This is a genomic window from Candidatus Polarisedimenticolaceae bacterium (genome assembly GCA_036275915.1).
Classification (GTDB): domain Bacteria; phylum Acidobacteriota; class Polarisedimenticolia; order Polarisedimenticolales; family DASRJG01; genus DASRJG01.
The window spans coordinates 443,563-465,826 of record DASUCV010000004.1; the positions used below are offsets into that span (position 1 = coordinate 443,563).

24 protein-coding genes and 1 tRNA gene are annotated in these 22,264 nt (G+C 69.9%); 14 read left to right on the forward strand and 11 right to left on the reverse strand.

Annotated features, from left to right (window positions below; genetic code table 11):
* Nucleotides 1–72: 72 nt before the first annotated feature.
* Nucleotides 73–149, reverse strand: a tRNA-Pro gene (locus VFV19_04215).
* 71 nt (nt 150–220) lie between these two features.
* On the opposite strand from VFV19_04215, the gene ychF reads away from it, so the two are divergent.
* From ychF to VFV19_04235, 4 genes are all read left to right on the forward strand, one after another.
* Complete coding sequence (gene ychF, locus VFV19_04220; GenBank protein HEX4823488.1) at nt 221–1,297, forward strand: redox-regulated ATPase YchF; 1,077 nt, start codon at nt 221–223, stop codon at nt 1,295–1,297.
* A gap of 89 nt (nt 1,298–1,386) precedes the next feature.
* Complete coding sequence (locus VFV19_04225; protein HEX4823489.1) at nt 1,387–2,046, forward strand: redoxin family protein; 660 nt, start codon at nt 1,387–1,389, stop codon at nt 2,044–2,046.
* On the forward strand, nt 2,033–3,238 hold the full coding sequence (locus VFV19_04230; GenBank protein ID HEX4823490.1) for a DUF3570 domain-containing protein: 1,206 nt from the start codon (nt 2,033–2,035) through the stop codon (nt 3,236–3,238). The genes VFV19_04225 and VFV19_04230 overlap by 14 nt, the downstream gene beginning before the upstream one ends.
* Before the next feature lie 2 nt (nt 3,239–3,240).
* Entirely contained in the window at nt 3,241–4,203 is a 963-nt protein-coding gene (locus VFV19_04235) for an FAD:protein FMN transferase (protein HEX4823491.1), read from the forward strand.
* On the opposite strand, the gene selA is transcribed toward VFV19_04235, so the two are convergent.
* The gene (gene selA / locus VFV19_04240; GenBank protein ID HEX4823492.1) at nt 4,200–5,567 is read right to left on the reverse strand and encodes an L-seryl-tRNA(Sec) selenium transferase; all 1,368 of its coding nucleotides are present in this window, start codon (nt 5,565–5,567) and stop codon (nt 4,200–4,202) included. The two genes, VFV19_04235 and selA, sit on opposite strands and share 4 nt — an antisense overlap.
* 100 nt (nt 5,568–5,667) lie before the next feature.
* On the opposite strand from selA, the gene VFV19_04245 reads away from it, so the two are divergent.
* The 4 genes from VFV19_04245 to purH are packed head-to-tail and all read left to right on the forward strand — an operon-like array spanning nt 5,668 to nt 9,372.
* Nucleotides 5,668–6,234, forward strand: coding sequence for an MXAN_5187 C-terminal domain-containing protein (locus tag VFV19_04245; GenBank protein HEX4823493.1), 567 nt, complete (start codon nt 5,668–5,670; stop codon nt 6,232–6,234).
* A 10-nt stretch (nt 6,235–6,244) separates the two neighbouring features.
* Complete coding sequence (locus VFV19_04250) at nt 6,245–7,072, forward strand: tetratricopeptide repeat protein (protein ID HEX4823494.1); 828 nt, start codon at nt 6,245–6,247, stop codon at nt 7,070–7,072.
* Nucleotides 7,073–7,090: 18 nt separating this feature from the next.
* Entirely contained in the window at nt 7,091–7,816 is a 726-nt protein-coding gene (locus tag VFV19_04255) for a hypothetical protein (protein HEX4823495.1), read from the forward strand.
* The gene (gene purH / locus VFV19_04260; protein ID HEX4823496.1) at nt 7,813–9,372 is read left to right on the forward strand and encodes a bifunctional phosphoribosylaminoimidazolecarboxamide formyltransferase/IMP cyclohydrolase; all 1,560 of its coding nucleotides are present in this window, start codon (nt 7,813–7,815) and stop codon (nt 9,370–9,372) included. Before VFV19_04255 ends, purH begins: the two co-directional genes overlap by 4 nt.
* Here the strand turns inward: purH and VFV19_04265 are convergent.
* Together VFV19_04265 and VFV19_04270 are read right to left on the reverse strand one after the other, a co-directional pair.
* Nucleotides 9,369–11,117, reverse strand: coding sequence for a tetratricopeptide repeat protein (locus VFV19_04265; GenBank protein HEX4823497.1), 1,749 nt, complete (start codon nt 11,115–11,117; stop codon nt 9,369–9,371). The genes purH and VFV19_04265 overlap by 4 nt on opposite strands.
* 96 nt (nt 11,118–11,213) lie before the next feature.
* Nucleotides 11,214–11,852, reverse strand: a complete 639-nt coding sequence (locus tag VFV19_04270; GenBank protein HEX4823498.1) for a tetratricopeptide repeat protein — start codon at nt 11,850–11,852, stop codon at nt 11,214–11,216.
* Nucleotides 11,853–11,939: 87 nt separating this feature from the next.
* Here VFV19_04270 and rlmN point away from each other — a divergent pair, with 87 nt between their 5' ends.
* Nucleotides 11,940–12,992 (forward strand): 23S rRNA (adenine(2503)-C(2))-methyltransferase RlmN, encoded by a 1,053-nt coding sequence (gene rlmN, locus VFV19_04275; protein HEX4823499.1) that lies wholly within the window; start codon nt 11,940–11,942, stop codon nt 12,990–12,992.
* Complete coding sequence (locus VFV19_04280; protein ID HEX4823500.1) at nt 12,989–13,744, forward strand: 3-oxoacyl-ACP reductase family protein; 756 nt, start codon at nt 12,989–12,991, stop codon at nt 13,742–13,744. The genes rlmN and VFV19_04280 overlap by 4 nt, the downstream gene beginning before the upstream one ends.
* On the opposite strand, the gene VFV19_04285 is transcribed toward VFV19_04280, so the two are convergent.
* The 4 genes from VFV19_04285 to VFV19_04300 all read right to left on the reverse strand — a co-directional run bounded on the left by VFV19_04285 (nt 13,741) and on the right by VFV19_04300 (nt 17,542).
* On the reverse strand, nt 13,741–14,898 hold the full coding sequence (locus tag VFV19_04285) for an aminotransferase class I/II-fold pyridoxal phosphate-dependent enzyme (GenBank protein HEX4823501.1): 1,158 nt from the start codon (nt 14,896–14,898) through the stop codon (nt 13,741–13,743). The genes VFV19_04280 and VFV19_04285 overlap by 4 nt on opposite strands.
* Nucleotides 14,899–14,900: 2 nt before the next feature.
* Nucleotides 14,901–16,094: a transcription termination factor Rho gene (gene rho, locus VFV19_04290; GenBank protein HEX4823502.1), complete on the reverse strand. Its 1,194-nt coding sequence runs from the start codon at nt 16,092–16,094 to the stop codon at nt 14,901–14,903.
* A 101-nt stretch (nt 16,095–16,195) separates the two neighbouring features.
* Entirely contained in the window at nt 16,196–16,696 is a 501-nt protein-coding gene (locus VFV19_04295; GenBank protein ID HEX4823503.1) for a hypothetical protein, read from the reverse strand.
* Between the two features lie 105 nt (nt 16,697–16,801).
* Nucleotides 16,802–17,542 carry a HEAT repeat domain-containing protein gene (locus tag VFV19_04300; GenBank protein ID HEX4823504.1) on the reverse strand — a complete coding sequence of 247 codons (741 nt, stop codon included), beginning with the start codon at nt 17,540–17,542 and terminating at the stop codon, nt 16,802–16,804.
* 172 nt (nt 17,543–17,714) lie between these two features.
* Here VFV19_04300 and VFV19_04305 point away from each other — a divergent pair, with 172 nt between their 5' ends.
* Nucleotides 17,715–18,221 (forward strand): tetratricopeptide repeat protein, encoded by a 507-nt coding sequence (locus VFV19_04305; protein ID HEX4823505.1) that lies wholly within the window; start codon nt 17,715–17,717, stop codon nt 18,219–18,221.
* A gap of 91 nt (nt 18,222–18,312) precedes the next feature.
* On the opposite strand, the gene VFV19_04310 is transcribed toward VFV19_04305, so the two are convergent.
* Both VFV19_04310 and VFV19_04315 read right to left on the reverse strand, forming a co-directional pair.
* On the reverse strand, nt 18,313–19,050 hold the full coding sequence (locus VFV19_04310) for a bifunctional hydroxymethylpyrimidine kinase/phosphomethylpyrimidine kinase (GenBank protein HEX4823506.1): 738 nt from the start codon (nt 19,048–19,050) through the stop codon (nt 18,313–18,315).
* Nucleotides 19,047–19,295 carry a hypothetical protein gene (locus VFV19_04315; GenBank protein ID HEX4823507.1) on the reverse strand — a complete coding sequence of 83 codons (249 nt, stop codon included), beginning with the start codon at nt 19,293–19,295 and terminating at the stop codon, nt 19,047–19,049. The genes VFV19_04310 and VFV19_04315 overlap by 4 nt, the downstream gene beginning before the upstream one ends.
* A gap of 95 nt (nt 19,296–19,390) precedes the next feature.
* Between VFV19_04315 and VFV19_04320 the strand changes: the two genes are divergently transcribed.
* The gene (locus tag VFV19_04320; protein HEX4823508.1) at nt 19,391–20,521 is read left to right on the forward strand and encodes a DegT/DnrJ/EryC1/StrS family aminotransferase; all 1,131 of its coding nucleotides are present in this window, start codon (nt 19,391–19,393) and stop codon (nt 20,519–20,521) included.
* A gap of 31 nt (nt 20,522–20,552) precedes the next feature.
* Here VFV19_04320 and pyrE read toward each other — a convergent pair whose 3' ends face one another.
* Complete coding sequence (pyrE, locus tag VFV19_04325) at nt 20,553–21,107, reverse strand: orotate phosphoribosyltransferase (GenBank protein HEX4823509.1); 555 nt, start codon at nt 21,105–21,107, stop codon at nt 20,553–20,555.
* A 118-nt stretch (nt 21,108–21,225) separates the two neighbouring features.
* On the opposite strand from pyrE, the gene VFV19_04330 reads away from it, so the two are divergent.
* The gene (locus VFV19_04330) at nt 21,226–21,723 is read left to right on the forward strand and encodes a carboxypeptidase-like regulatory domain-containing protein (protein HEX4823510.1); all 498 of its coding nucleotides are present in this window, start codon (nt 21,226–21,228) and stop codon (nt 21,721–21,723) included.
* A gap of 21 nt (nt 21,724–21,744) precedes the next feature.
* Nucleotides 21,745–22,263 carry a carboxypeptidase-like regulatory domain-containing protein gene (locus tag VFV19_04335; GenBank protein HEX4823511.1) on the forward strand — a complete coding sequence of 173 codons (519 nt, stop codon included), beginning with the start codon at nt 21,745–21,747 and terminating at the stop codon, nt 22,261–22,263.
* The last annotated feature ends 1 nt before the right edge of the window (nt 22,264 follow it).

Here is a 22,264-nt window from a genome sequence, read left to right on the forward strand (position 1 = left end):
AGGGGTCGCACGCCCACGAAGTCTTCAATGACATCGCCTTTCCGCGATGCGGCTACTTGTGCGTCGAAAAATTGGTCGGGGCGGAGGGATTCGAACCCCCGACCACCTGCTCCCAAAGCAGGCGCGCTACCGGGCTGCGCTACGCCCCGACACGGTGGTCGACGGCGAATCTAACAAGGTTGCCGGCCACTTGCTACCATCCCGCCTTCGCGGAGAACAAATGCGCATCGGCCTCTTCGGATTCCCCCAGACCGGCAAGTCCACCCTCTTCCGCCTGCTCACCGGAGCGCCCGAGACGCCGCCCGGCGCTCGCGACGCCGTCCAGATCGGCGTCTCGAAGGTCCCGGACCCACGCCTTCTGCGTCTGTCGGCGATGCACAACCCGAAGAAGACGACGCCGGCGACGGTCGAGTACATGGATCTCGCGGCGATCGAGAAGGGCGAGGCCGCGGAGGCCCTGCCGCTCGACCAGCTCCGCACGGTCGACGCGCTCGCCCACGTCGTCCGCGCCTTCCGCGACGAGGCGGTCGCTCACTCCGAAGGATCGATCGACCCCGCACGTGACGCTGCGACGATGGAGACGGAGCTGATCCTCGCCGATCATACGATCGCCGAGCGGCGGCTCGAGAAGCTCGAGATGGCGGTGAAGAAGGCGGGGCGCGACGAGGACAAGAAGGATCTGGAGATGCTGAAGCGCTGCCTCGCGGCGCTCGAGAAGGAGACGCCTCTCCGGAACCTCGAGTTCTCCGAGGAGGAGACGAAGCGCCTGCGCGGGTTCACGTTCCTCTCACTGAAGCCGCTCCTCGTCGTCGTCAACGCCGATGAAGCCGATGCCGCAAGGCTCTCCGAGGGACCGGGGGCGTTCGGTCTCGCCGAGTTCGCGACGCGCCCGAACACCGAGGTCGTCGCGCTCTCCGCCAAGATCGAGACGGAGATCAGCCAGCTCGACGCCGCCGACGCCGAGACGTTCCGTGGCGAGCTCGGCATCGCCGAGCCGGCGCTCGACCGGATGATCCGGGCGTCGTACCACCTGCTGGGACGCATCTCATTCTTCACCGCGGGTGAGGACGAGTGCCGCGCGTGGACGATCCGGCAAGGGACGAAGGCGCGTCAAGCCGCGGGCGCGATCCACAGCGACATCGAGAAGGGATTCATCCGCGCCGAGCTGTGCGCTTACGACGATCTCGTCGCCGCCGGGAGCTGGGCGGCGTGCCGTGACAAGGGAACGCTGCGCCTCGAGGGGAAGGAATACCCAATGAAGGACGGCGACGTCGTGAACTTTCGGTTCAACGTCTGAGCTTTCTCCGAACCTCGGCCTAACGGACCTCTCGTGTCCCGAGAGAAGGCTGGCATCGTTGGGCGGGGGGCATTAGCCTCGCCTGCGTGATGATCGCGACGCTCCTCCTCGCGGCGACACTGGCCCCCGCCCCGCAGGTCGCGATGGCGACGCGCGACGGCAAGCCCGTCGCGCTCTCGAGCTACAAAGGGAAGGTGGTCGTCCTCGACTTCTGGGCGTCGTGGTGCGGCCCGTGCCGGAAGAGCTTCCCGTTCTTCGAGGGGCTGGAGTCGCGCTACGCGCCGCAGGGGCTCGCGATCGTCGGGCTCTCCCTCGAGGATGACGACGAGGCGGTCGCGACGTTCCTCGAGGAGGTCCCGGCGTCGTTCGCGATCGCGCGCGACCCGAGCGGCCGCGCCGGCGAAGCGTTCGGCGTCGTCGCGATGCCGACGACGTTCCTGATCGACCGCGAGGGGAACGTCGCCGCGCGCTTCGAGGGCGGCGACGTGAGCGTCCACGAGAAGATCGAGGCGGCGGTCAAGACGCTCCTCGCCGGAGGAGCGCTGCCCGACGGGACCGACGTGCGGGTCGCGTCGAGCCTCCATGCGACCGGCAGCCTCAAGGCGTGGGAGCGCGGCTATCTCGCCGACCCGATCATGAGCCTCGACGGAAGCCCGCTTTCGAGGATCATCAAGGAGCACATCCACGCGAGCAAGGAAGGAGCGTCCGGCGACGGCGGCGCTGCCGGCGGCGGCTGTGGCTGTAACTAGGAGGCGTCGCCAGCAGGCGCTCCGGCGAAGCCGCCTTCCCCTCGTCCTCGCCGGTGTCGGCGGTCTCGCCGCCGGGAGCGCGCGCGCGCAGTCGAGCCTCGAGTTCCGGTATCTCCTGTACCAGGAATCGAACAACCGCACCGAGGTCTCGAACCCCTGGATCTTCCTCAACCACGACTTCGGGCAGAAGGGCGGGCAGCTCTCGCTGCTCCTCGGCTACGACACGATCTCGGGCGCCTCGCCCACGGGCGCGTATCCGACGACCGACACGACGACCTCCGCCTCGGGATCGCACACGTCGAGCTCGTTCCCGATGGCCGAGTATCACGACACGCGCAAGTCCGTGACGGCTTCGTATGGGCGGAAGTTCGGCGCGAACCTTCCTTCGGTCGACCTCTCGTACTCGAAGGAGAACGATTACACCGCGCGCGGCGCCGGCCTCTCGGACGCGTGGACGATGGCGAAGGGGCGCGGCACGCTCCACGCCGGCATCGCCTTCTCGCGGGACATCGTGACGCCCGTGACGACGAGGGTCGACCATCCGAAGTCGAGCGACAGCTACGCCCTCGGTTGGAGCTGGATCCTCGGCGAGCGGGACCTGTTCGACGTCTCGGCATCGCTGGCCCGGCTCTCCGGCTATCTCGACGACCCGTACAAGGTCGTTCCCGTCGGATCGCCGACGACGACGGTGCCCGAGCACCGGCCCGACGCGCGCTCGCGCTACGCGGCGATCTTCAAGTACGGCCACTTCTTCGTCGACGCGAACGGCGCGCTCAAGGTCAGCTACCGGTACTACTGGGACGACTGGGCGATCGGCGCCCACACCGTCGAGCTGCTGTACGACCAGCGGTTCGGATCCAGGTGGACCGTCTCGCCGCTGGTGCGCCTCTACACGCAATCCCACGCGTCGTTCTTCGGCTACGAGTTCGCCGTCGCCCAGACGTACATGTCGGCCGATTATCGCCTCTCCGCGTTCGACAGCGTCCTCGGCGGCCTGACGATCGCGTACGCGATCCGGCCGAACCTCGTCCTGAGCGTGGGCGCCACCTACCAGAGCCAGCACGGACGCGACCGCATCACGCCGCTCTCCGCTGTCCCGCCGTCGGACGATGGCGGGGGCGGCCCGGGAACCGCCTCCGCGGCCGACATGAACGTCACGACCGGGACGATCGGGCTCACCTGGCGCTACTGAGCGTGGACGAAAGGACGCTCTACACCACGCGGTTCGCGCTCATGGGCGGGTCGGGGCTGATCCGCTTCGTCGACCGCCGCGGCCGCACGGAGGCGCAGCGTCTCGCGCGCGCGGCCGAAGCGGAGGCGCTCCGCATCGAATGGAAATTCTCCCGCTATCGCGAGGCGAGCGTCGTCTCCGAGATCACCCGCAACGCGGGACGGACGCCGGTCGCCGTCGACGACGAGACGGAGCTCCTCGTCGCGGCGGCGCTCGATCTCGCGCGCCTCACGCGCGGCCGGTTCGACCCGACGGTCGGTGTCCTCCGTCGCGCGTGGGACTTCCGCGCGCGGCGCGTCCCGGCACCGGACGAGATCGCGGCGCTCCTGCCGCTCGTGAATTTCGAGGCAGTGTCGATCCGCGAGAAGACGGTGTTCCTCCGCCGGCCCGGGATGGAGCTCGACCTCGGGGGGGTCGGCAAGGAGTACGCCGCCGACCGCGTCGCCGATTTGCTCGAGGAGGGCGGCGTCGAGTCGGCGCTCATCAACTTCGCGGGCGACGTCCGGACCGTCGGAGGGCGGGGCGACGGCTGGCCGTGGTCGGTCGGCGTCGCCGATCCGCGCGAGGCGGGGCGGGTCCGCTTCGCGCTGCGGTTCCCGGGCGCGGCCGGTGTCGCCACCTCGGGCGACTACGAGCGCTGCTTCGTCGTGGACGGCGTCCGCTACCACCACCTCCTCGACGCGACGACCGGCCGCCCCGCGCGAGGCGTCGCGTCGGCGACCGTGCTCGCGCGGACGGCGTTCGAGGCCGGCCGTCTCGCGACCGCGTCGTTCCTCCTCGGCGCGGACGAGGGTCTCACGGTCATCGCGCGCGGAGGCGCCGAAGGCGCGCTGGTGCTGGAAGACGGATCGATCCGCGCGACCCCGGGAATGGACCGGTACTCCGATCTCCCCGGCAGCCTCTACGCCGCGTACCCGGCGATCTAGAGGGCGTTCAGGAGGCGCGCGAGCAGGACCCCGTCCTGCTCCGGCAGAACGGTACGCAGGTCGAGCAGGACGCGGTCGTCCGCGACCCGCGCGATGACCGGCGGATCGCCCCGGCGGAGCGCCGCCTCGAGCTTCGCGGGGCTCGCGTGCTCGATCGCGAGAAGGACGGTCGGGATCTCACCGACCGGCGACGACCCGCCGCCGGGACGCGACACGCCGGGGACGAGCGACCAGCTCGCGGTGAGACGCTGTCCGATCGCTTCGGCGCGCGACCGGATGGCTCCCGCGTCGAGCGCCATCATGCGCAGCGTCGGGACCTCTTCCTCGGCCCGCCCGGTCACGTATGCGACGAGCGTCGCGTGAAGCGCCGCGATCTGCAGGCGGTCGAGGCGGAGCGCACGGGCCAGCGGGTCCTTCCTCATCTTCGCGACGAGGTCCGCCCGTCCGACCGCGAGGCCGGCCTGCGGGCCGCCGAGCAGCTTGTCGCCGGAGAAGGTGACGAGGTCGGCGCCGCGCGCGAGGATCGTTCCGACCGGCAGCTCGTCCCTCACGCCAAGGGGGCCGAGATCGACGAGGTCCCCGCTCCCCCAGTCCACGACGAGAGGAACCGAGCGTGCGCGCGCGAGGGCGGCCAGATCCTCGATCGACGTCTCCTCGGCGAATCCGACGACCTTGAAATTGCTCGTGTGGACCTTGAGGAGAACGCCGGTCTTCGCGGAGAGCGCGGCCTCGTAGTCGGCGGCCCGCGTCCGGTTCGTCGTGCCGACCTCGCGAAGCTTCGCGCCCGACGCGGCGAGGATGTCGGGGATGCGGAACGAGCCGCCGATCTCGACGAGCTCTCCCCGCGAGACGACGACCTCGCGCCCCTTCGCGAGCGCTCGGAGCGCAAGGAAGATCGCCGCGGCGTTGTTGTTCACCGCGAGCGACGCCGAGCCGGGGAAGAGGCGGGCGAGCAGGCTCGCGAGCGGGCCCAGCCGGTCGCCGCGCGCTCCCTTCGCGACGTCGTACTCGAGATCGACGTAGCCGCGCGCCGTCTCGGCCACACGCGCCGCCGCGGCGTCCGAGAGGATCGAGCGCCCGAGATTCGTGTGGGCGATGACACCCGTCGCGTTGATCACCCTCCGGGGAGCGGCCCGGAGGAGCGCCCCCGCGCGCTCGTCGACGAGCGCCGCGAAGCCCGCCTCGTCGGGGATCCGGGGCGTGCGTCCCGCGTCCTGAAGCGCCTCTCGCAGCTCGTCGAGCGCCTCGCGAAGAAGCGCCGTGACGAGCGGACGGCCGCGGCTCGCGAGGACCGGCGCCATCGCCGGATCGTCCAGGAGGCGCGACACCGCAGGCAGCGACTTGAGCGCTTCGTTCGTCGTCATTCAGGGCAATACGGCCCGAAATTGCCTCAGCCCCATCGCCAACCTATATTCGCTGCGCGACCTCGGGGCGGCTTCGGACGCTTCATTATAGAGGGGTGCCGTGCAGGACCAGCTCGGAGATGAGCTCGACGCCGACATCGTGCGCCTCGAGGCGGCCATCCGGCAGCTCAAGATCCAGTACGACATGTTCTTCGCCGGCTCCGTCCCCAAGCAGCCGCACGAGCTCCGGGCGGAGGTCGAGCGCATCATCAAGCGTTACGCGAACGCGCCGATCAAACGGTACGCGTCGCGCTTCCACTTCAACACGCTCGTCAGCCGGTTTGGCAGCCTCTCCGAGCTGTGGTCGAAGACGATCCGCTCGCTGGAGGAGGGGGACCGTCCCGCCCCGGCGGTCGCCGACCGCGCCGGGGCCGCCGAGCAGGTGGTCGCGCGGTGCACGGTCGCCGACTCGGCCGAGAACGGAGCCCTCCGCCTCCTCCACCAGCGCCTCCTCGAGGCGCGCAAGAAATCGGGCGAGCCGACGGGAAAACTGACCTTCGACAGCTTCCTCAAGAGCGTCGCCGCTCAGGCCGGGAGACTCCGCGACAAGACGGGATGCGCTAAAGTGGAGCTTCGTGTCATCGTCCAAGATCGCAAGGTCACGGTCAAAGCGCGTCCCGGCCGCTGAGGGAGTGAGCATGAGGAGAACGAGGTCAAGGATCGCGGCCGCGATCCTCGCGGCGGCCTGCACGGCCACGCTCGCTTCGGCCGATTCGTGGTGGACGCCCCGCCTGCGCGAGAAGCACGCCGCGCCGAGCGACCAGCCGGCAGGCTCGGACGAGGTCCCCAACAACCCGGCGGCTCCCCCGCCCGCGCCGGGCGCCGCTTCCGCCGAGGCCGTCGCGGCGTCGATCCTTCCGACACAGTCGCCGGGCAGCTCGCTTCACAAGCTCGGCCAGCATCTCCGTCAGGGTCCGGTCGGCGCGGAGCCGAACGCCGTCGCCTATCTCGACCTCATCGACGCCGGCAAGGCGACCGCCGCCCAGGTGAACGACTTCGCGGCCTACCTGGCGAAGCGCGGCATGCCGCGGGTCGCGCTCGCCTACCAGCACTACGCCACCGACCTGGCCCCGAAGGATCCGACGATCTGGCTGAACCTCGGCACGATCCAGCGAACCAACCATTCGCTGGGCGATGCGGCCGGCTCGTTCAAGAGGGCGATCGCGCTCGATCCCAACAACGCGCTCGCGCACTACAACCTCGGCGCCGTCTACGACGCCGAGAAGAGCTACGACGACGCGATCGAGGAGTACCGGCGGGCCCTCGTGCTCGACCCGGATCTCGCCGACCCGCGGAAGAACCCGCAGGTCGTCAACAACGAGAACCTCATGGCGGTCCGCCTCACGATCTATGCGAACCAGGCGGGTGCGCTCGGCCTCCCGCTCCTGCAGATGCAGAAGCCGGTCGATCCGAAGGCGGCTCCCGCCAAGCCGCCCGCCCAGGCGCCGAAGCCGCCGAAACAGTAAGCGGTTATGATGCGCGCCGTGCGCGCACGACTCGCCGCGGTCCTCGCCGTTCTCGCCGTCCCCTTCGCCGCCCATGCGTGGACGGCGCCGACGCGCGTCGGGATGATCGACGACGCGGTCAAGCTCATGCCGCCGTCGCTCCGCGAGGTCCTGACCGAGCGTCGCGACGATCTCCTCAACGGCATGCTCGCGCCGATGACGACCGAGGACGATCCGGCGCACCGTCCCGCGTGGGACCATGGGACGCTCGACGGCACGGTCGACGGCGCGGCGCGCGATCTCGTCACCGCGGTCAACGGACATCAATCGTTCCACGACGTGGCGAAGCGGTTCGGCGCGCTCGCGCACTACGTGGCCGACGCCGGGTTCCCTCCCGGCGCAGCGGGCGCCCCCGGTGCGCCCCTCTACGCCCACTTCGCCGCGTTCTGCGAGACGAGGCGGTCCCGCTTTCCGCTCGTCTTCTACGGACACGACAACGCGGCCCTGGCGAAGGGAGACTGGAAGGCGTTCGCGAAGGGCGTCCTCGAGCGGGCGCGCGGCGAGGGCGGAACGCTCGCGGGCGCCTATGCGGCGGCGCCGAGCTGGGACGACCCGGCATCGTTCGACGACCGGTCGATCCCGTTCGCGATTGCCTCTTTGGCGTACTCGCACGCGGTGACCGACATCGCCCAGGCCTGGCTCGCCGCGTGGCGGACCTGCCACGGCGATCTCGCGGGGACGCCATACATGGCACCGTCTCGATGACATCTCCCGTCCGTCGCGCTCTCCTGAGCGTCCACGACAAATCCGGCCTCGTCCCCTTCGCCCGAGCGCTCCATGAGATGGGGATCGCGCTCCTGTCGACCGGCGGCACCGCGAAGATGCTCGAGGACGCCGGCCTCCCCGTCGTGCGCGTCGCCGATCAGACCGGATTTCCGGAGATGCTCGACGGCCGCGTCAAGACGCTCCATCCGCGCATCCACGCCGGCATCCTCGCGATCCGCGGGAACGCGGAGCACATGCGCGACCTCGCGGCGCACGGCATCGAGACGATCGATCTCGTCGTCGTCAATCTCTACCCGTTCGCGGCGACCGCCGCCGATCCCTCGAGGTCGTTGCCCGACGTCGTGGAGATGATCGACATCGGGGGCCCCTCGATGGTGCGCGGTGCGGCGAAGAACTGGGAGGACGTCGGCGTCATCGTCGACGCGGCGGACTACCCGGGAATCCTCGCCGCCCTGCGCGAGCACGGGGGCCTCACGCGCGACACGCGCCTCGCCCTCTCCGCCAAGGCGTTCGCCCACACCGCGTCGTACGACGCCGCGGTGGCGTGGTACCTGGGGCGCGCCGCCGGGCCGGGAGCCGGCGACGCCCTCCCGGGAACCCTCGGCCTCGTCTTTCCCAAGGCGTCCGATCTGGTCTACGGCGAGAACCCGCACCAGAAGGCCGCCTTCTATCGCGATCCTGCCGCCGCGGGCACGAGCCTCGTCACCGCCCGTCCGCTCGCCGGGAAGCCGCTCTCGTTCAACAACATCCTCGACTTCGATGCCGCGCTGTCGCTCGCGGCAGATCTCGGGCGCGAAGCGTGCGTCATCGTCAAGCACGGGAACCCCTGCGGCGTCGGTCTCGCCGAGCGCCCCGACAGGGCGTTCCGCAACGCGCTGGCGTGCGATCCGACGAGCGCCTTCGGCGGCGTCATCGCCTTCGGCGACGAGATCGACGGCGACGCCGCGTCGGCGATCGTCGAGGCGTTCTACGAGGGGGTTCTGGCGCCCGGCTTCTCCGCCGATGCGATCGCGGTCTTCGCGAAGAAGAAGAACCTTCGCCTCCTCGAGACCGGGCCGCTCTCCGCGTACCGGAGGGAGGGCCTCGACCTACGCCGCGTCCAGGGAGGAATGCTCGCGCAAGAGTGGGACCGGCCCGACCCGTCGATTCGCCAAGGCAAGGTGGCGACGAAGCGCGCCCCGACCGATGCGGAGTGGAGCGCGCTCCAGTTCGCGTGGACGGTCGTCCGCCACGTGAAATCGAACGCGATCGTCTACGCCTTCGCCGATCGCACGGTGGGGATCGGCGCCGGCCAGATGAGCCGCGTCGACTCCGCGCGTTTCGGCATCCAGAAGGCGCAGACGTCGCTCCGTGGAGCCGCGATGGCCTCCGACGCCTTCTTCCCGTTTCGCGACGGTCTCGACGTCGCCGCCGAGGCGGGGATCACCGCCGTCGTTCAGCCCGGCGGCTCGATCCGCGACGACGAGGTCGTGCAAGCGGCGGACGAGCGCGGCGTCGCCATGGTCCTCGTGGGCCGCCGCCACTTCCGGCACTAAGAAGACGGCAGCGGCCGGAACTGGAGCGCCTCGACCTGGTCGAGGAACCCCCGGTCCTTGGGCGCGTCGGCGTACTTCGTCGCGAACTCGCGCAGCTTCGTCGCCTGAGGATCGGCCGGCACCGCGGCGAGCGCCTCGTCGAGATGCGAGATCGCCTCGCGGCAGTCGCCCGCCCGAAGCGCGACGACGGCGAGGTTGTACCAGCCGGCGAGCTTGATCCCGCTCACGAACGAGTCGGGCACCGTCGCCGGCAGGCGGTAGGCGACGCGCAGCGCCGAGGCGTATTCCCCTTCCTTGAAGCTCGTCTTGATCGAGCTCAGCGCGTCCTCTTCCGACTTGTGCGCCTTGTAGCGATCACCTGCCTCGTTGAGACCGGCCTTCGCGTCGAGGTTCGCCGGGTCGAGACGGAGCGCTTCGTTGTAGGCGACGACCGCGGCGCCGAAATCTCCCGCGGCCATCCTCGCGCCGCCGCGCTTCAGGCTGTCGTCGATCGCCTTCGCCTTCTCCGCGGCCGTCATGACCGGCACCGGTGCGGAGGCGGGACGCGCGGCCGGCTTCGCGGCCCGCGGCGGCGCCGGGACCTGCTTCGGCACTTTCTTCGACGACAAGAATTGAGGCACCGCGATGAAAGCGCAGATCGCGGCGATCGCCAGCACCCCACCGCCGACGATCCACTTGAGCGGGGGGAGCTTCATCGAGCTCGAGCGCGGCGTGGCCGGGGCCTCGGGCGGAGGCAGCGCCGGGCGCGGCTTCGTCGATCCCGCCGCCTTGGCGGCCGGCGGACCGGCCGGTACCGCGAGCGGGACCGCCGCCGCGGCCGGCTTCGCCGCCGGAGCCGGCGCGGGAACCTCGGGCGGCGCGCCGCCGCCGAGAAGATCCTCGCCTTCGTGCCCGGCCCCGGGAACGTGCGTGGGACCGGCGCGGCGCTCGCGCACCTTGTCGAGGTAGTGCTGCGCTTCGCGGTGGTCGGGGGCGAGCGCGAGTGCCGCCTGGAAGTGTCGCTCGGCGTCGTCGAGGCGGTCGGACTCGAGCGCCGCGACGCCCTCGATGATCGCCTCCTCGATCTTGTCGAGATCGGACGGCCCACCCTCGAGCAGCTTCGCGCGGAGAGCGATCGCGTCGGCGTTCTCCTCGTCGAGGATCGAGAGGCGCGAGAGAATCGCGAGCGCCTCGTCCTTCTCTCCCGCGTCGGCCTTCGCGTGCGCTTCCGCGAGGAGGTCGGCGACGCGGCGGTTCAGCTCGTGCGCGGCCGCGCTCGAGCTCGCCTGCGAGACTGGCTCGAGACCGAAGTGCTCCTCGACCGGCTCTTCCGTCTCGGCTTCCGGCTCCGTCTTGACGATCGGCGCGGAGTCGACGCTCCCGAGAGGAATCGCGCCCACGCCGGACAGGTCGCCGAAATCGATCCCCTCCGTCTGGCGCGTCGGATCGGGCGCCGCCGCCGGGACAGGGGCGGAGGCGGAAGCGGCCGCCGTCGCCGCGGGCCGGCGATCGGGGCGCGCGGCGCCGAGGCTGTCGAACACCTTCAATCCTTGGTCGAGATCGTGCGCCACGTCCGCGCTGACGGCGGTCGCGGCCTCTCCGGGCTGCGCGAACTGGGACGCCATGCGGACGCCGTCCATCGCCTGCTCGTTGGCTGGATCGAGCGCGAGCACGTCACGCCACGCCTGGAGCGCGTCCTGATAGTTTCCGTTGAGGTAGTGCTCGGATGCCTGTTCGTGCAGCCGCGCGATGCGATCGGCGCTCATCCCACTCTCCCACAGGAGCCGCAGACCCCACCCGGGCCGGCGCCCGGCGGAATATAGGTTTCGAGAGTTCGGGGGGCCAGGAAGGCGGGAAGCGGGCTACCGGGAGGCGGGTGCGGCTCCCGCCCGGGCCTTGTCGAGCGCGACGCGGAGCTCCGCCAGATTGGGGGCGTCCGGGTGGATCTGCTGGAGGCGGGCGAGCGCCGGGTCGGCGACGTCGAACCGGCCCATCCCGAGCCCGGCGACGACGACGGTGTTGTAGAGCGACTGCCAGTTCGCCGGGTCGGCCTTCTGCGCGCGGCCGAACATCTCGAGCGCCTTGTCGTACTGCTGCATCTCCTGATAGCAGATGCCCGTGTCGGTGAGGACGTTCGCGTCGTTCGGCGTCAGCTCGAGCACGCGCTTGTAGAAGTCGAGGGCCTGCGGAAACATCCTCGCGTCGTGGTAAATATTGCCGAGCCGCGTCCAAGCCGGAACGTCCTTGGGATCCTTGGTGACGCGCTCCTTGAGCGAGTTGATCTCCGCCATCATCGGCGCGCCGCCGCCTCCTGCGTTCGGAGCGCCGTTGACCGTCTCCGTCGGCGCCGCGGGACCGGCGGGCATCGGGATGTCGGCGGAGGCGGAGGCGGGCGCGGCCTCGGCTCCCGGACGCGTGGCGATCGCCTTGAAGAGGCCGAAGCCGAAGAGGAATCCGAAGGCGAGCCCGGCGACGAGGAACGCGAGATGATCCTTCTTCAAACAGCCACCTCGCGCGCACGCTAGCGGTCCCGGCCGGGCGGTGTCAAGGAACGTGGACCGCCGAGGGTTCCTTTACACTGGGACGCGATGACACGACCGAATCTGTACGGGATGTCGCGCGCGGAGCTTTCCGGTCATTTCTCGTCGCAGGGCGCGCCCGCGTACCACGCCGCTCAGGCCTTCCGATGGATGTACGCCCGCGGCCGCCTCGACCCGCGCGCGTGGAGCGATCTCCCGAAGGCGCTCCGCGCGCAGCTCACCGTCGGCGCCCGGATCGACGTCCCGAAGATCCGCTCGCGCGTCGAAGCACGGGACGGGACGATCAAGTACGCGATCGATCTGCCCGGCGGCGGCACGGTCGAGAGCGTGTTCATGATCCAGCGCGAGCGCATCACCCTCTGCCTCTCGAGCCAGGTAGGCTGCGCTCTGGGCTGCGATTTCTGCCTCACCGCGCGCATGGGGCTCGTGCGCCATCTCACGGCCGGCGAGATCGTCGGCCAGGTCGCGGCGATCCGCGAGGATCGCGACCTTCCGGGCCCTTTTAACGTCGTCTTCATGGGTATGGGCGAGCCACTCCACAACTACGACGCGGTCGTCGATGCGTTCCGCATCCTCGTCGACCCGGACGGATTCGGCCTGGGAAAAAAGCGCGTGACGATCTCCACGTCGGGTCTCGCCCCCGCGATCGAGCGCCTCGCCGGCGAGCCGGAGCGCCCTCGTCTCGCCGTCTCCCTGAACGCGTCGAGCGACGCCGAGCGCGACCGTCTCATGCCGGTCAACCGGCGCTACCCGATGGCACGCCTGCTCGAGGCGTGCCGGAAGTTCGCCGCGGCGACCGGCGAGAAGTTCACGTTCGAGTACGTCCTCCTCGCGGGGATCAACGACACCGACGCCGACGTCCTCCGCCTCATGAAGATCCTCCGCAGCCACCCCGCGAAGCTCAACCTGATCCCGTTCAACGAGGTTCCGGGATGGCTCGCCTACCGCGCCCCGTCCCGCGCCCGCATCGTCGAGATCCGTGACCGCCTGCTCGCGGCGGGACTTCCCGTGAGCATCCGCTGGAGCCGCGGCGCCGAAGCGCGCGCCGCGTGCGGCCAGCTCGCGCTCCTCCCCGACCGGCCCGACGAGGTGTCCTCATGATCGATCTCAACGGAAAGTCCGCGCTCGTCACCGGCGGCGCCCGAGGCATCGGACGCGCCTGCTGCCTCATGCTCGCGCGCTCCGGGGCCTCGGTCGCGGTGAACTACCGCGTCGAGACCCCGTCGGCCGAGCTCCTGGTCGAGGAGATCGAAGCGATGGGCGCCGAGGCGTTCGCCCTGGCCGCTGACGTGAGCCAGCGGGCCGACGCCGAGATGCTCGTCGACGAGACGGTCGCGCGCTTCGGTGGGATCGACATCCTGGTGAACAACGCGGGAATCTGGAAGTCGTCGCCGATCGAGGAGATGTCCGACAACGAGTGGGCGGAGATGCTCGCCGTGAACCTCACCGGCGCCTTCCATTGCACACGCGCCGCCGTCCCCGCGATGAAGGAGGCCAGGAGCGGCCGGATCATCAACATCGCGAGCACCGCGGGGCAGAGAGGCGAGGCGTTCTGCTCGCACTACGCGGCGACGAAGGGTGGGCTGATCTCGTTCACGAAATCGCTCGCCTCCGAGCTCGCATCCTCCGGGATCCTCGTGAACTGCGTCGCGCCGGGATGGGTCGTCACCGACATGACCCGCGAGGACCTCCTGGGCGCCCGCCGCGAATCGATCCTCCAAACGATCCCGCTCGCGCGCGCCGGGACGCCGGACGAGATCGCCGGTGCCGTGCTCTACCTCGCGTCCGACCTCTCGACGTTCGTGACGGGCGAGATCTTGAACGTCAACGGCGGCGCCGTCCTCGTCGGTTAGTGCAGCGCGCGCTCGAGTCGTGCCACCGCTTCGTCGAGCGTCTCCTTCCTCTTCGGGAAGGCGAAGCGCAGGAGCGTGCGGCCGAGCTCCGGGCGCGAGAAGAACGAAGATCCCGGAACCGCGCCGACGCCGGCGGTCTCGACGAGGCGGCGCGCGTAGCTGACGTCGTCGCGGCAGCCGACGGCCGTGGCATCGGCGAGGATGTAGTACGCCCCGCGCGGCGGCTCGCACTGGAAGCCGACGCCGCGCAGCCCCTGGAGGAGGAGATCGCGCCGCGCGGCGTAGTCCCGCGCGAGCGCGTCGTAGTACGTCGCCGGGAGGCCGAGGGCGGCGGCGCCCGCTTCCTGAAGCGGAGCGGCCGCGCCGACGGTGAGGAAGTCGTGCACCTTCCTGATGCCCGAGGTCAGCTCAGGCGACGCGATCGTCCAGCCGACGCGCCAGCCGGTGACTGAGTAGGTCTTCGACAGCGCGTTGATCGTCACGGTGCGATCGGCCATGCCGGGGAGGGTCGCGATCGGCACGTGGACGGCGCCGTCGTAGAGGATGTGCTCGTAGATCTCGTCCGAGAAGGCGACGACGTCCCATTTGCGGCAGAGGGTCGCGATCGTCTCGAGCTCGTCCCGCGTGAAGACCTTCCCGGTCGGGTTGTTCGGCGTATTCAGGATGATGCCGCGCGTGCGGTCGTTGAATGCGGCCGCCAGCTCGTCCGGTTCGAACGACCAGTCGGGGGGCCGCAAGGGAACGAAGCGCGGGGTCGCTCCGGCGAGGATCGCGTCGGGACCGTAGTTCTCGTAGAACGGCTCGAAGACGACGACCTCTTCCCCGGGATCGACGATCGCCAAGATCGACGCGATCATCGCTTCGGTCGCGCCGCAGGTCACCGCGATCTCCCGCTCGGGATCGACGCTCATGCCGTAGGTGCGGCGCACCTTCTCGGCGATCGCGGTGCGCAGCGACGGGGCGCCCCAGGTGATCGCGTACTGGTTGACGTCGGCGCGGATCGCGCGGCAGGCCGCTTCCTTGATCTCCTCGGGCGCGGCGAAGTCCGGGAACCCCTGCGCGAGGTTGACGGCGCCGTGCTGGCGGCACAGGCGCGTCATCTCGCGGATCACCGACTCGGTGAAGCTCTTGGCCTTGCGGCTGAGGTCGAGCACGATCAGCTCAGGAGGTTCGCGAGGAACTCTTTGTTGGTCGGGTACTTCTCGATCCGGCCGACGAGGAGCTGCATCGCCTCGGCCGGACGCAAGGACGCGAGCGCGCGGCGCAGGAGCGTCACCCTTTGATATTCCTCGGGGGTGAACAGCTTCTCTTCCTTGCGGGTGCCGGTCTTCGAGATGTCGATCGCGGGGAAGATCCGGCGCTCGAAGAGGCCGCGATCCATCAGGATCTCCATGTTCCCGGTCCCCTTGAACTCCTGGAAGATCACCTCGTCCATCCGCGAGCCGGTATCGACGAGAGCCGTGCCGATCACGGTGAGCGAACCGCCGGAGACCGCCTTGCGCGCGGCGCCGAAGAAACGGCGCGGCTTCTCCATCGTGCGCGCGTCGATCCCGCCGGAGAGCACGCGGCCCGAGCCCTTCTGCTCGGTGTTGTACGCCCGCGAGAGGCGCGTGATCGAGTCGAGCAGGACCACGACGTCGCGTCCGGACTCGACCAGGCGCTTGGCGCGCTCGAGTGCGATCTCCGCGACCTGGAGATGATTCCGGGCCAGTTCGTCCGAGCTCGAGGCGATCACTTCGCCGCGCACGTTCCGGCGCATGTCGGTGACCTCCTCGGGGCGCTCGTCGACGAGGAGGACGATGAGATGGATCTCCGGATGGTTCGTCGTGATCGAGCGCGCCATCTTCTGCAAGAGCACGGTCTTTCCGGCCTTGGGAGGGGCGACGATCAGGCACCTCTGGCCCTTCCCGATCGGCGCGATGAGGTCGACGACACGCATCGACGTGTCGGAGGCGTCGGCTTCGAGCCGGATCCGCTCGGTCGGATCTTCCGCGACGAGGTTCTTGAACGGCGTCCGCTTCGCGTACGCCTCGGTGGGGAACCCGTTGATCGTCCCGATGCGCGCGACCCCGGGCGGGAATCCGGGCCGGGGCGACGGCACCGCGTGCGCGGCGAGCTCGACGCCGGTTTCGAGCGCCAGACTCTGGACGAGCTCGCGCGGCACCCACGGATCGTTCGGCTGCATCTCGAAATCGGTCGCGGCGGAGCGGAGGAAGCCGTGACCCTCGGGGGCGACCTGGAGAACGCCTTGGACCTCGAGGGTCGGCTCTTCGGTCGGGATCGGAGCTTCAGCGAGCGCCCGCGAGGGCCGCGCGCCCTGTTGTCCTCCCGGCCCGTTGCCTCCGTTCATCGGCGCCGGACCGCCGCTACCGCCGCCGCGTCTCCCGCGCCTGCGCCGTCTCCTCCGATTACCCCCTCCGAAGCCGTGCGGTCCCTGCTGCCCAGGCTGATTCATCGTGACTCCATCCGCATCCCTCCCGCGATCGCTCCCCACCATCCGTCGAGCCGTCCGAGCTCCGCACCGGCGAGAATCCACAGCTCGGGCCCGGCCTCGAGCCGGCGCCCGGCCGCCGTCCGCTCGAGCGTCCACCCGCCGCCGTCGGCGCGCCCGATCACATAGGTCCCGGGCTGGTCCCAGAGACCAACCTCGAAGTGCGGATCCGACGCTCCGGCGAGCGCGAGCCGGAACAGGCGCCCATCGGAGAGCAGGAGCGACGACGGCGACGAGAGGTGGACGCTCTCGAGCGGCGTCGTGCGTCCCAACTCCCGTCCCCCTTCTTCCGCCACCAGAACCCAACCGGGCGTCGCAGCGTCCCAGGTGACGAGACACGCTTCCCGGGTGTAGACACGAAATCCGCCGTCCCGCGGGACGCCTTCGATCGCGTCGTCCGTGATCCCTTCCAGGCGAAAACCGCCGTCAGGCCGCCGCGTCAGGCGCACGGCCGGACGCATGGAGAACCAGAGACCTTCACGGTGCGAACTCTCCGGCGTGTCGCGCGGCCCCGGGAAGAACCCCGTATCAGACGGGCCGTATCGCGGTCGGTGTTGGAAGCCGCACTATACACCGCTTCCCGGCTTCCCATCATGGGCGGGAGCCGGGACGCTCGCCGGCGGCGGGGACGATCGCTCGAGGGACCGGCGGCCGCGCGCCGCCTCGGCTCGCACGAACTCGTTCGGATCGGCTTCGGCGGCGGCGAGGACGGCGGCCGACGCCGGATCGCCGGAGGCGCCGAGCACACGGGCGGCCGCTTCGCGGTTCTCCCAGTCGGGATCCTTCGCGCAGAGGTCCGAGACCCGATCGAGAGGTAAGAGTCCCGGGTGCGCGCTTCCGGCCTCGAGCGCCGCCCGGCGCACGTGGCGCACGGAGTCCGAAAGGGCCGCCACGATAGCCTCTTTCACGCCGGGATCGTCGATTCCGGCGATCGCATCGAGCGCGCGGCGGCGCACCTGCCACGCGGCGTCTTGCGACGCCATCGCCGCCAGCGCATGGGCTAATTCGAGATCGCCGGCGGCCTCGGAAGCGACGACCTCCACCGAGGCGCCTCGCACCACCCCGTCCACATCGGTCAGGGCGGCGCGGGCCAGCGTTTTCGCTCGGACCGGATCGACCTCGTTCAGGACGAGGAGGACGTTGGCGCGCACGTCCCGATCGGGATCGTGCACGAGGTCCGCGATCCGGTTCCGGTTCGGCTCGGTCGGTTTCCGCCCCAGGTCGTGGATCCGCTGGATCGTCGCTTCTTCGTCACCCCGGCAACCGGCCGAAAGCGCCATCGAGGCGACGAGGATCGTGGCCGCCACGATGTCTCTGGGATTAGTCGGAGGCTTCCGGCGGCCGTCGATCGAAACAGCTTCAAGATTCATCAGATAGTCATCCTGGCTGAATAAAATATGTTTTAGAAACTCATTGCACCATAGATAGTAGAGAAGTACCTATAGCAACGTCGGGGATGAACAGGAAGAGTTGGTCACCATGCCTATACTCTCGGCCGAGAATAGCTTTCGGAAGGGCCTCGTCGCGCTGGTCGAGGGAGACCCCGCGACCGCAGCCACCCACTTTCAATCGGCCATCCTGATCGAGCGCCAACACGGCGTCACGCGTCCCCAAATGCGCTACCTCTCCTATTACGGCCTGAGCCTCGCGCAGAGCCGGAGCGCCAGTCCCGAGGCGATCCAGGCGTGCGAGACCGCCTCACGCCGCGACTTCTTCAACCCCGACCTGCTGCTCAACCTCGGCCGCGTCTATCTCATCGCCGGCAAGACGACCAAAGCACTGGCCGCTTTCGAGCGCGGCCTGGCGATGGCGCCCGACCACAAGGCCCTCCGTGCGGAGCTCGGCAAGTTCGAGCGCCGCCAGGCGCCGCCGCTCTCGATGGTCTCGCGCTCTCACCCTCTGAACAAGGCGCTCGGCAAGCTGCGAGCGCTGTTCCTGCGCCGCATGCCGCGCGGTGAGAGCTACCACACCTCGACCTCTCCCTGAGGCCTGCCCCCTCCCTGACCGATACCTGGCGGAACGGCTCCAAACGCCGGTCCGGGGCGACCCGAAAAAAGGGTCGCCTTTTTTTTGCCCGCTACCTACCTCGCATCAATCTCATCGCGACGTAACGCTGCGCGGCGCCGGCCGCGCGCGCCGGCGTCGCTCCGTGCGCGAGGTGTCCGGCGACCGCGGTGGCGTACGCGCCGGCGAGGCCCGCGACATGGCTCGCCTGAATCCGCGCGGCGTCGAGCAGCGTGATCGTTCCCCCGTCGTCGACGACGTCGGCGACACGCCCGTGCGCCTGATAGCCGGCGACGATCGCCGCTCGCGCTCCCCGGCGGCGGAGGACGCCGGCGGCCGCCTTCAACGCGTCGAATCCCTCGACCGCGATTCCCGTCACGTGCTCCGCATCGTTCGCACGAAGCACCACGACACGGACCCGGCCGAACAGCTCCGCCTCGGCGGCGGCGAGGGTCGCCGCATCGAGGAGGGTCTCGCCATGGATCGACACGACGGGGGCGTACACCGCGACGTCTGGGACCGCGCGGTCGATCGCAGCGGCGATCGCGCGCACCTGCTCCGCATCGAGCACGAGGCCGATCAGCGCGCCTTCGGGACGCGGACCGGCGAAGGCAGCCGCGATCTGCCGCTCGAGCAGCGCCGCGGGAACGGGCTCGGCGAACCGCCGGCCGGGCGCGTGGCCGAGGAACGACGTGACGACCGGCACCGCCCGGCAGTCGATCTCGCTCAGAACCGCCGCGTCGCTCACGACGCCGTCGTTCGCCGTGGGGGCGACTGCACCCGCGGTGAGCACGACGGGCCGCGCGTTCACGGGGTCCCGCCGTCCGGCATCCTCAGGAAGGACCGCGCCTCGCTCCAGGCGACGGCGACGTTCAGCGCGCCGAGCCCGCTGACGAACCCGCGCACGAAGCCGCTCCGGAGCAAGGGGCCCGCGGCGGTGGGTAGAAAGGCCGAGGTCGCCGATTCCCAGACCGGCGACCAGGGCACCGCCAGGAGGAAGATCCCCACAGCCGCGAACGCGTAAATGATCAGCGCGGTCGTGAATCGGGCCGGCAAGGGTCCTCCGAGGGGCGGATGTTAGCAGGGGGGTCGTTCTACAATCCGGTCTTCACGGAACCGATCCCGCCACGGGGAGGCCGCCTTTGACCAACGTGCCGCTTCTCGATCTCAAGCCCCAGTTCCAGGCGATGCGCGACGACATCGAGCGCGCGATCCGGCGGGTCGTCGACTCGCAGATGTTCATTCTGGGACCGGAGGTCGCGGCGTTCGAGCAGGAGATCGCCGCGTACGTCGGTGTCCCGCACGCGATCGGGTGCGCCTCGGGCACGGACGCGCTCGTCCTCTCGCTGCACGCCCTCGATCTCCGCCCGGGCGACGAGGTCGTCACCACGCCGTTCTCGTTCTTCGCGACCGCCTCGTGCATCACGCGCCACGGTGGGATCCCGGTCTTCGTCGACATCGATCCGCACACGTTCAATCTCGATCCCGCCCGCGTCGAGGCTGCGTTGACGCCCCGGACGAAGGCGATCCTGCCGGTCCACCTGTTCGGCCAGTGCGCCGACATGGACCCGATCTTGGCGCTGGCGAAGGCGCGCGGCATCGCCGTCGTCGAGGACGCGTGCCAGGCGATCGGGGCGACGTACCGGGGGAAGGGCGCCGGAAGCATGGGGACGACCGGCGCGTTCTCGTTCTTTCCGTCGAAGAATCTCGGCGCGTTCGGCGACGGCGGCGTCGTGACGACGCACGACGACGCGCTCGCGGCGCGCCTCAAGATGCTGCGAGTCCACGGCGAGCGCGAGCGCTACAAGCACCAGGCGATCGGCTGGAACAGCCGGCTCGACGCGCTCCAGGCCGCGGTCCTACGCGTCAAGCTGAAGCACCTCGACGCGTGGTCCAAGGGGCGCATCGCCAACGCCGACCGCTACGACCGCCTGTTCGAGAGCGCGGGTCTCGTCGCGAGCGGACGCGTCGCGCTCCCCGTGCGCGCGCCGAGCGGCGGCCACATCTTCAATCAGTACACGATCCGCGTGAAGGGGCGCGACGCGCTCGGCGAGCACCTCAAGGCGCGCGGCATCGGGTGGGCCGTCTACTACCCGATCCCGCTCCACCTTCAGGAGTGCTTCGCCTCGCTCGGCTACCGCGAGGGGGACATGCCGCACACCGAGGCGGCGGCCGCCGAGGTGCTGTCGCTGCCGATCTACCCGGAGCTCGATCCTTCGCAGCTCGAGCGCGTCGTCGAGGAGATCGCCGCGTTCTCGCAGAAGGCGATAGTTAACAGTTAACAGTTGACAGTACTGTCGACTGTGAACTTCTTCACGCCGTCACCTCTCCGAAGATCTCGGAGCGCCTGAAGAGCGGGTGGAACGGATATCTCGCGAGCTTCGCGGCACCGCCTTCCTCGCGATCGACGAGACAGATGACGGCCACGACGTGGTGTCCCTCGTCCTCCGCGGCCTCGATCGCCTTCAAGGTCGAGCCGGCGGTCGTGACGACGTCGTCGACGATGATCACCTTGCTCCCCGCCGCGAGGTTCCCCTCGATCCGCCGGCCGGTGCCGTGCTCCTTGGCCTCTTTGCGAACGATGAACGCCCGGAGCGCCGGGCCCTCGGCGTGGCTGAGCGCGGCGACCGGGCAGACGATCGGATCGGCGCCGAGCGTCAGGCCGCCGATGGCGTCGGCCTCGATCCCTTTCTCCCGGATGAGGCCCAGGATCGCTCGGGCGGTGAGCCACGCCCCGTCGGGGAGCAGCGTCGTTTTCTTCGAGTCGAAATAGAAGGTGCTCTTGCGCCCGGAGGCCAGGGTGAAGTCCCCGAACATGAGCGATTGGCCCTTCAAGAGCTGCCGCAATTGTTCGCGCTCGTTCTGCATGAGTCGTCCTTTCCTCTTGACGAGGGGATCGTCGTCTTCCTATTCTTCACCCGCTGCGCTCCGGCCGGACGGCCCGGCCGGTTTGCCGCTGCGAGGGTGGCGTCCGTTCACGGTGGGCATGAAAAAGCTCGCAACTGCCGTCCTCACCGCCATCCTGCTGTCGCGTCCGGTCTGGGCGCTGCCCTCCGGCGCGCTCGCCGGCCGGGTCCTCCCGGGTCCGGACCGCCCCGAAGCGCGGGCCGTTCTCGTCGCCCCCGCATCGGATCCCGGCGCGGCGCTCCGAGCGCCCGTCGGAGCCGACGGATCGTTCCGCATCGACGGCGTTCCCGCCGGCCAAGCCGATCTCGCGGTCGAGACCGAGTCGGGCCTGTACGTTGTCGCTACTCCCGTGTCCATCGCTCCCGGTGCCACGCGCAATCTTCAGCTCGCGCTGGGCCGGCAGGATACCAGCCCGCCGCCCGGCGAGAAGAAGGCGAAGCGCGCCGGCGGCGTGTGGGCGAACCCTCTCTACGCGACGCTCATCGTGGTCGGCGCGGCCGTCGTCGTCGGGGTCGCGATCAGCGCCCTCACCGAGACCAACAGCCATCCCGCGTCGCCTTCCAGCTCGTCCCAGTAGACCTTCACGAGGAGGTTTCCGATGACGTCTTGCTTCGCGAGGAAGATCGTGGCGACGTCCGTCGCCGTGGCGTTGACCTCCACCGCATCGGTCTTCGCCATCCCGGCATCCGCGACGCTCCAGGGAACCGTCCTCGCGGCGGGCTCGTCGCCGCTCGCGGGAGCGACGGTGCGCGCGACCGACGATGCCGGAACGATGCGCGCCTCCGCCGTCACCGATGCCGACGGGAGCTTCCGCATCGAGGGCATGACGCCCGGGCGCCAGAGCCTCTCGATCGTCAGCGACGGCACGGCGTACGACGTGGCGACGCCGGTGACGCTTGCGCCCGGACAGACGAAGAGCGTGCACGTCGCGCTTCGTCGCTCGGGCGACGACGACAAGAAAAAAAAGAAAGGCGGTGCTCCCTACTGGACCGCGGGCGCCAAGGGAGCGATGATCGCGGTCCTCGTCGGCTTCGCCGCCGCGGGGGCGGTAGGAATCAGCCAGGCCGGTAACGACAGCACGCAGCCGTCGGCCAGCCCGTCCAATCCGAACGACTAGC

Coding starts and splice junctions, on each gene's coding strand:
- rlmN (HEX4823499.1), top strand. CDS start 11,940: ATGACACGACCGAATCTGTACGGGATGTCGCGCGCGGAGCTTTCCGGT.
- purH (HEX4823496.1), top strand. CDS start 7,813: ATGACATCTCCCGTCCGTCGCGCTCTCCTGAGCGTCCACGACAAATCC.
- VFV19_04280 (HEX4823500.1), top strand. CDS start 12,989: ATGATCGATCTCAACGGAAAGTCCGCGCTCGTCACCGGCGGCGCCCGA.
- pyrE (HEX4823509.1), bottom strand. CDS start 21,107: ATGCAGAACGAGCGCGAACAATTGCGGCAGCTCTTGAAGGGCCAATCG.
- VFV19_04265 (HEX4823497.1), bottom strand. CDS start 11,117: ATGAGCGCCGATCGCATCGCGCGGCTGCACGAACAGGCATCCGAGCAC.
- ychF (HEX4823488.1), top strand. CDS start 221: ATGCGCATCGGCCTCTTCGGATTCCCCCAGACCGGCAAGTCCACCCTC.
- selA (HEX4823492.1), bottom strand. CDS start 5,567: ATGACGACGAACGAAGCGCTCAAGTCGCTGCCTGCGGTGTCGCGCCTC.
- VFV19_04295 (HEX4823503.1), bottom strand. CDS start 16,696: ATGCGTCCGGCCGTGCGCCTGACGCGGCGGCCTGACGGCGGTTTTCGC.
- VFV19_04330 (HEX4823510.1), top strand. CDS start 21,226: ATGAAAAAGCTCGCAACTGCCGTCCTCACCGCCATCCTGCTGTCGCGT.
- VFV19_04250 (HEX4823494.1), top strand. CDS start 6,245: ATGAGGAGAACGAGGTCAAGGATCGCGGCCGCGATCCTCGCGGCGGCC.
- rho (HEX4823502.1), bottom strand. CDS start 16,094: ATGAACGGAGGCAACGGGCCGGGAGGACAACAGGGCGCGCGGCCCTCG.
- VFV19_04225 (HEX4823489.1), top strand. CDS start 1,387: ATGATCGCGACGCTCCTCCTCGCGGCGACACTGGCCCCCGCCCCGCAG.
- VFV19_04305 (HEX4823505.1), top strand. CDS start 17,715: ATGCCTATACTCTCGGCCGAGAATAGCTTTCGGAAGGGCCTCGTCGCG.
- VFV19_04335 (HEX4823511.1), top strand. CDS start 21,745: ATGACGTCTTGCTTCGCGAGGAAGATCGTGGCGACGTCCGTCGCCGTG.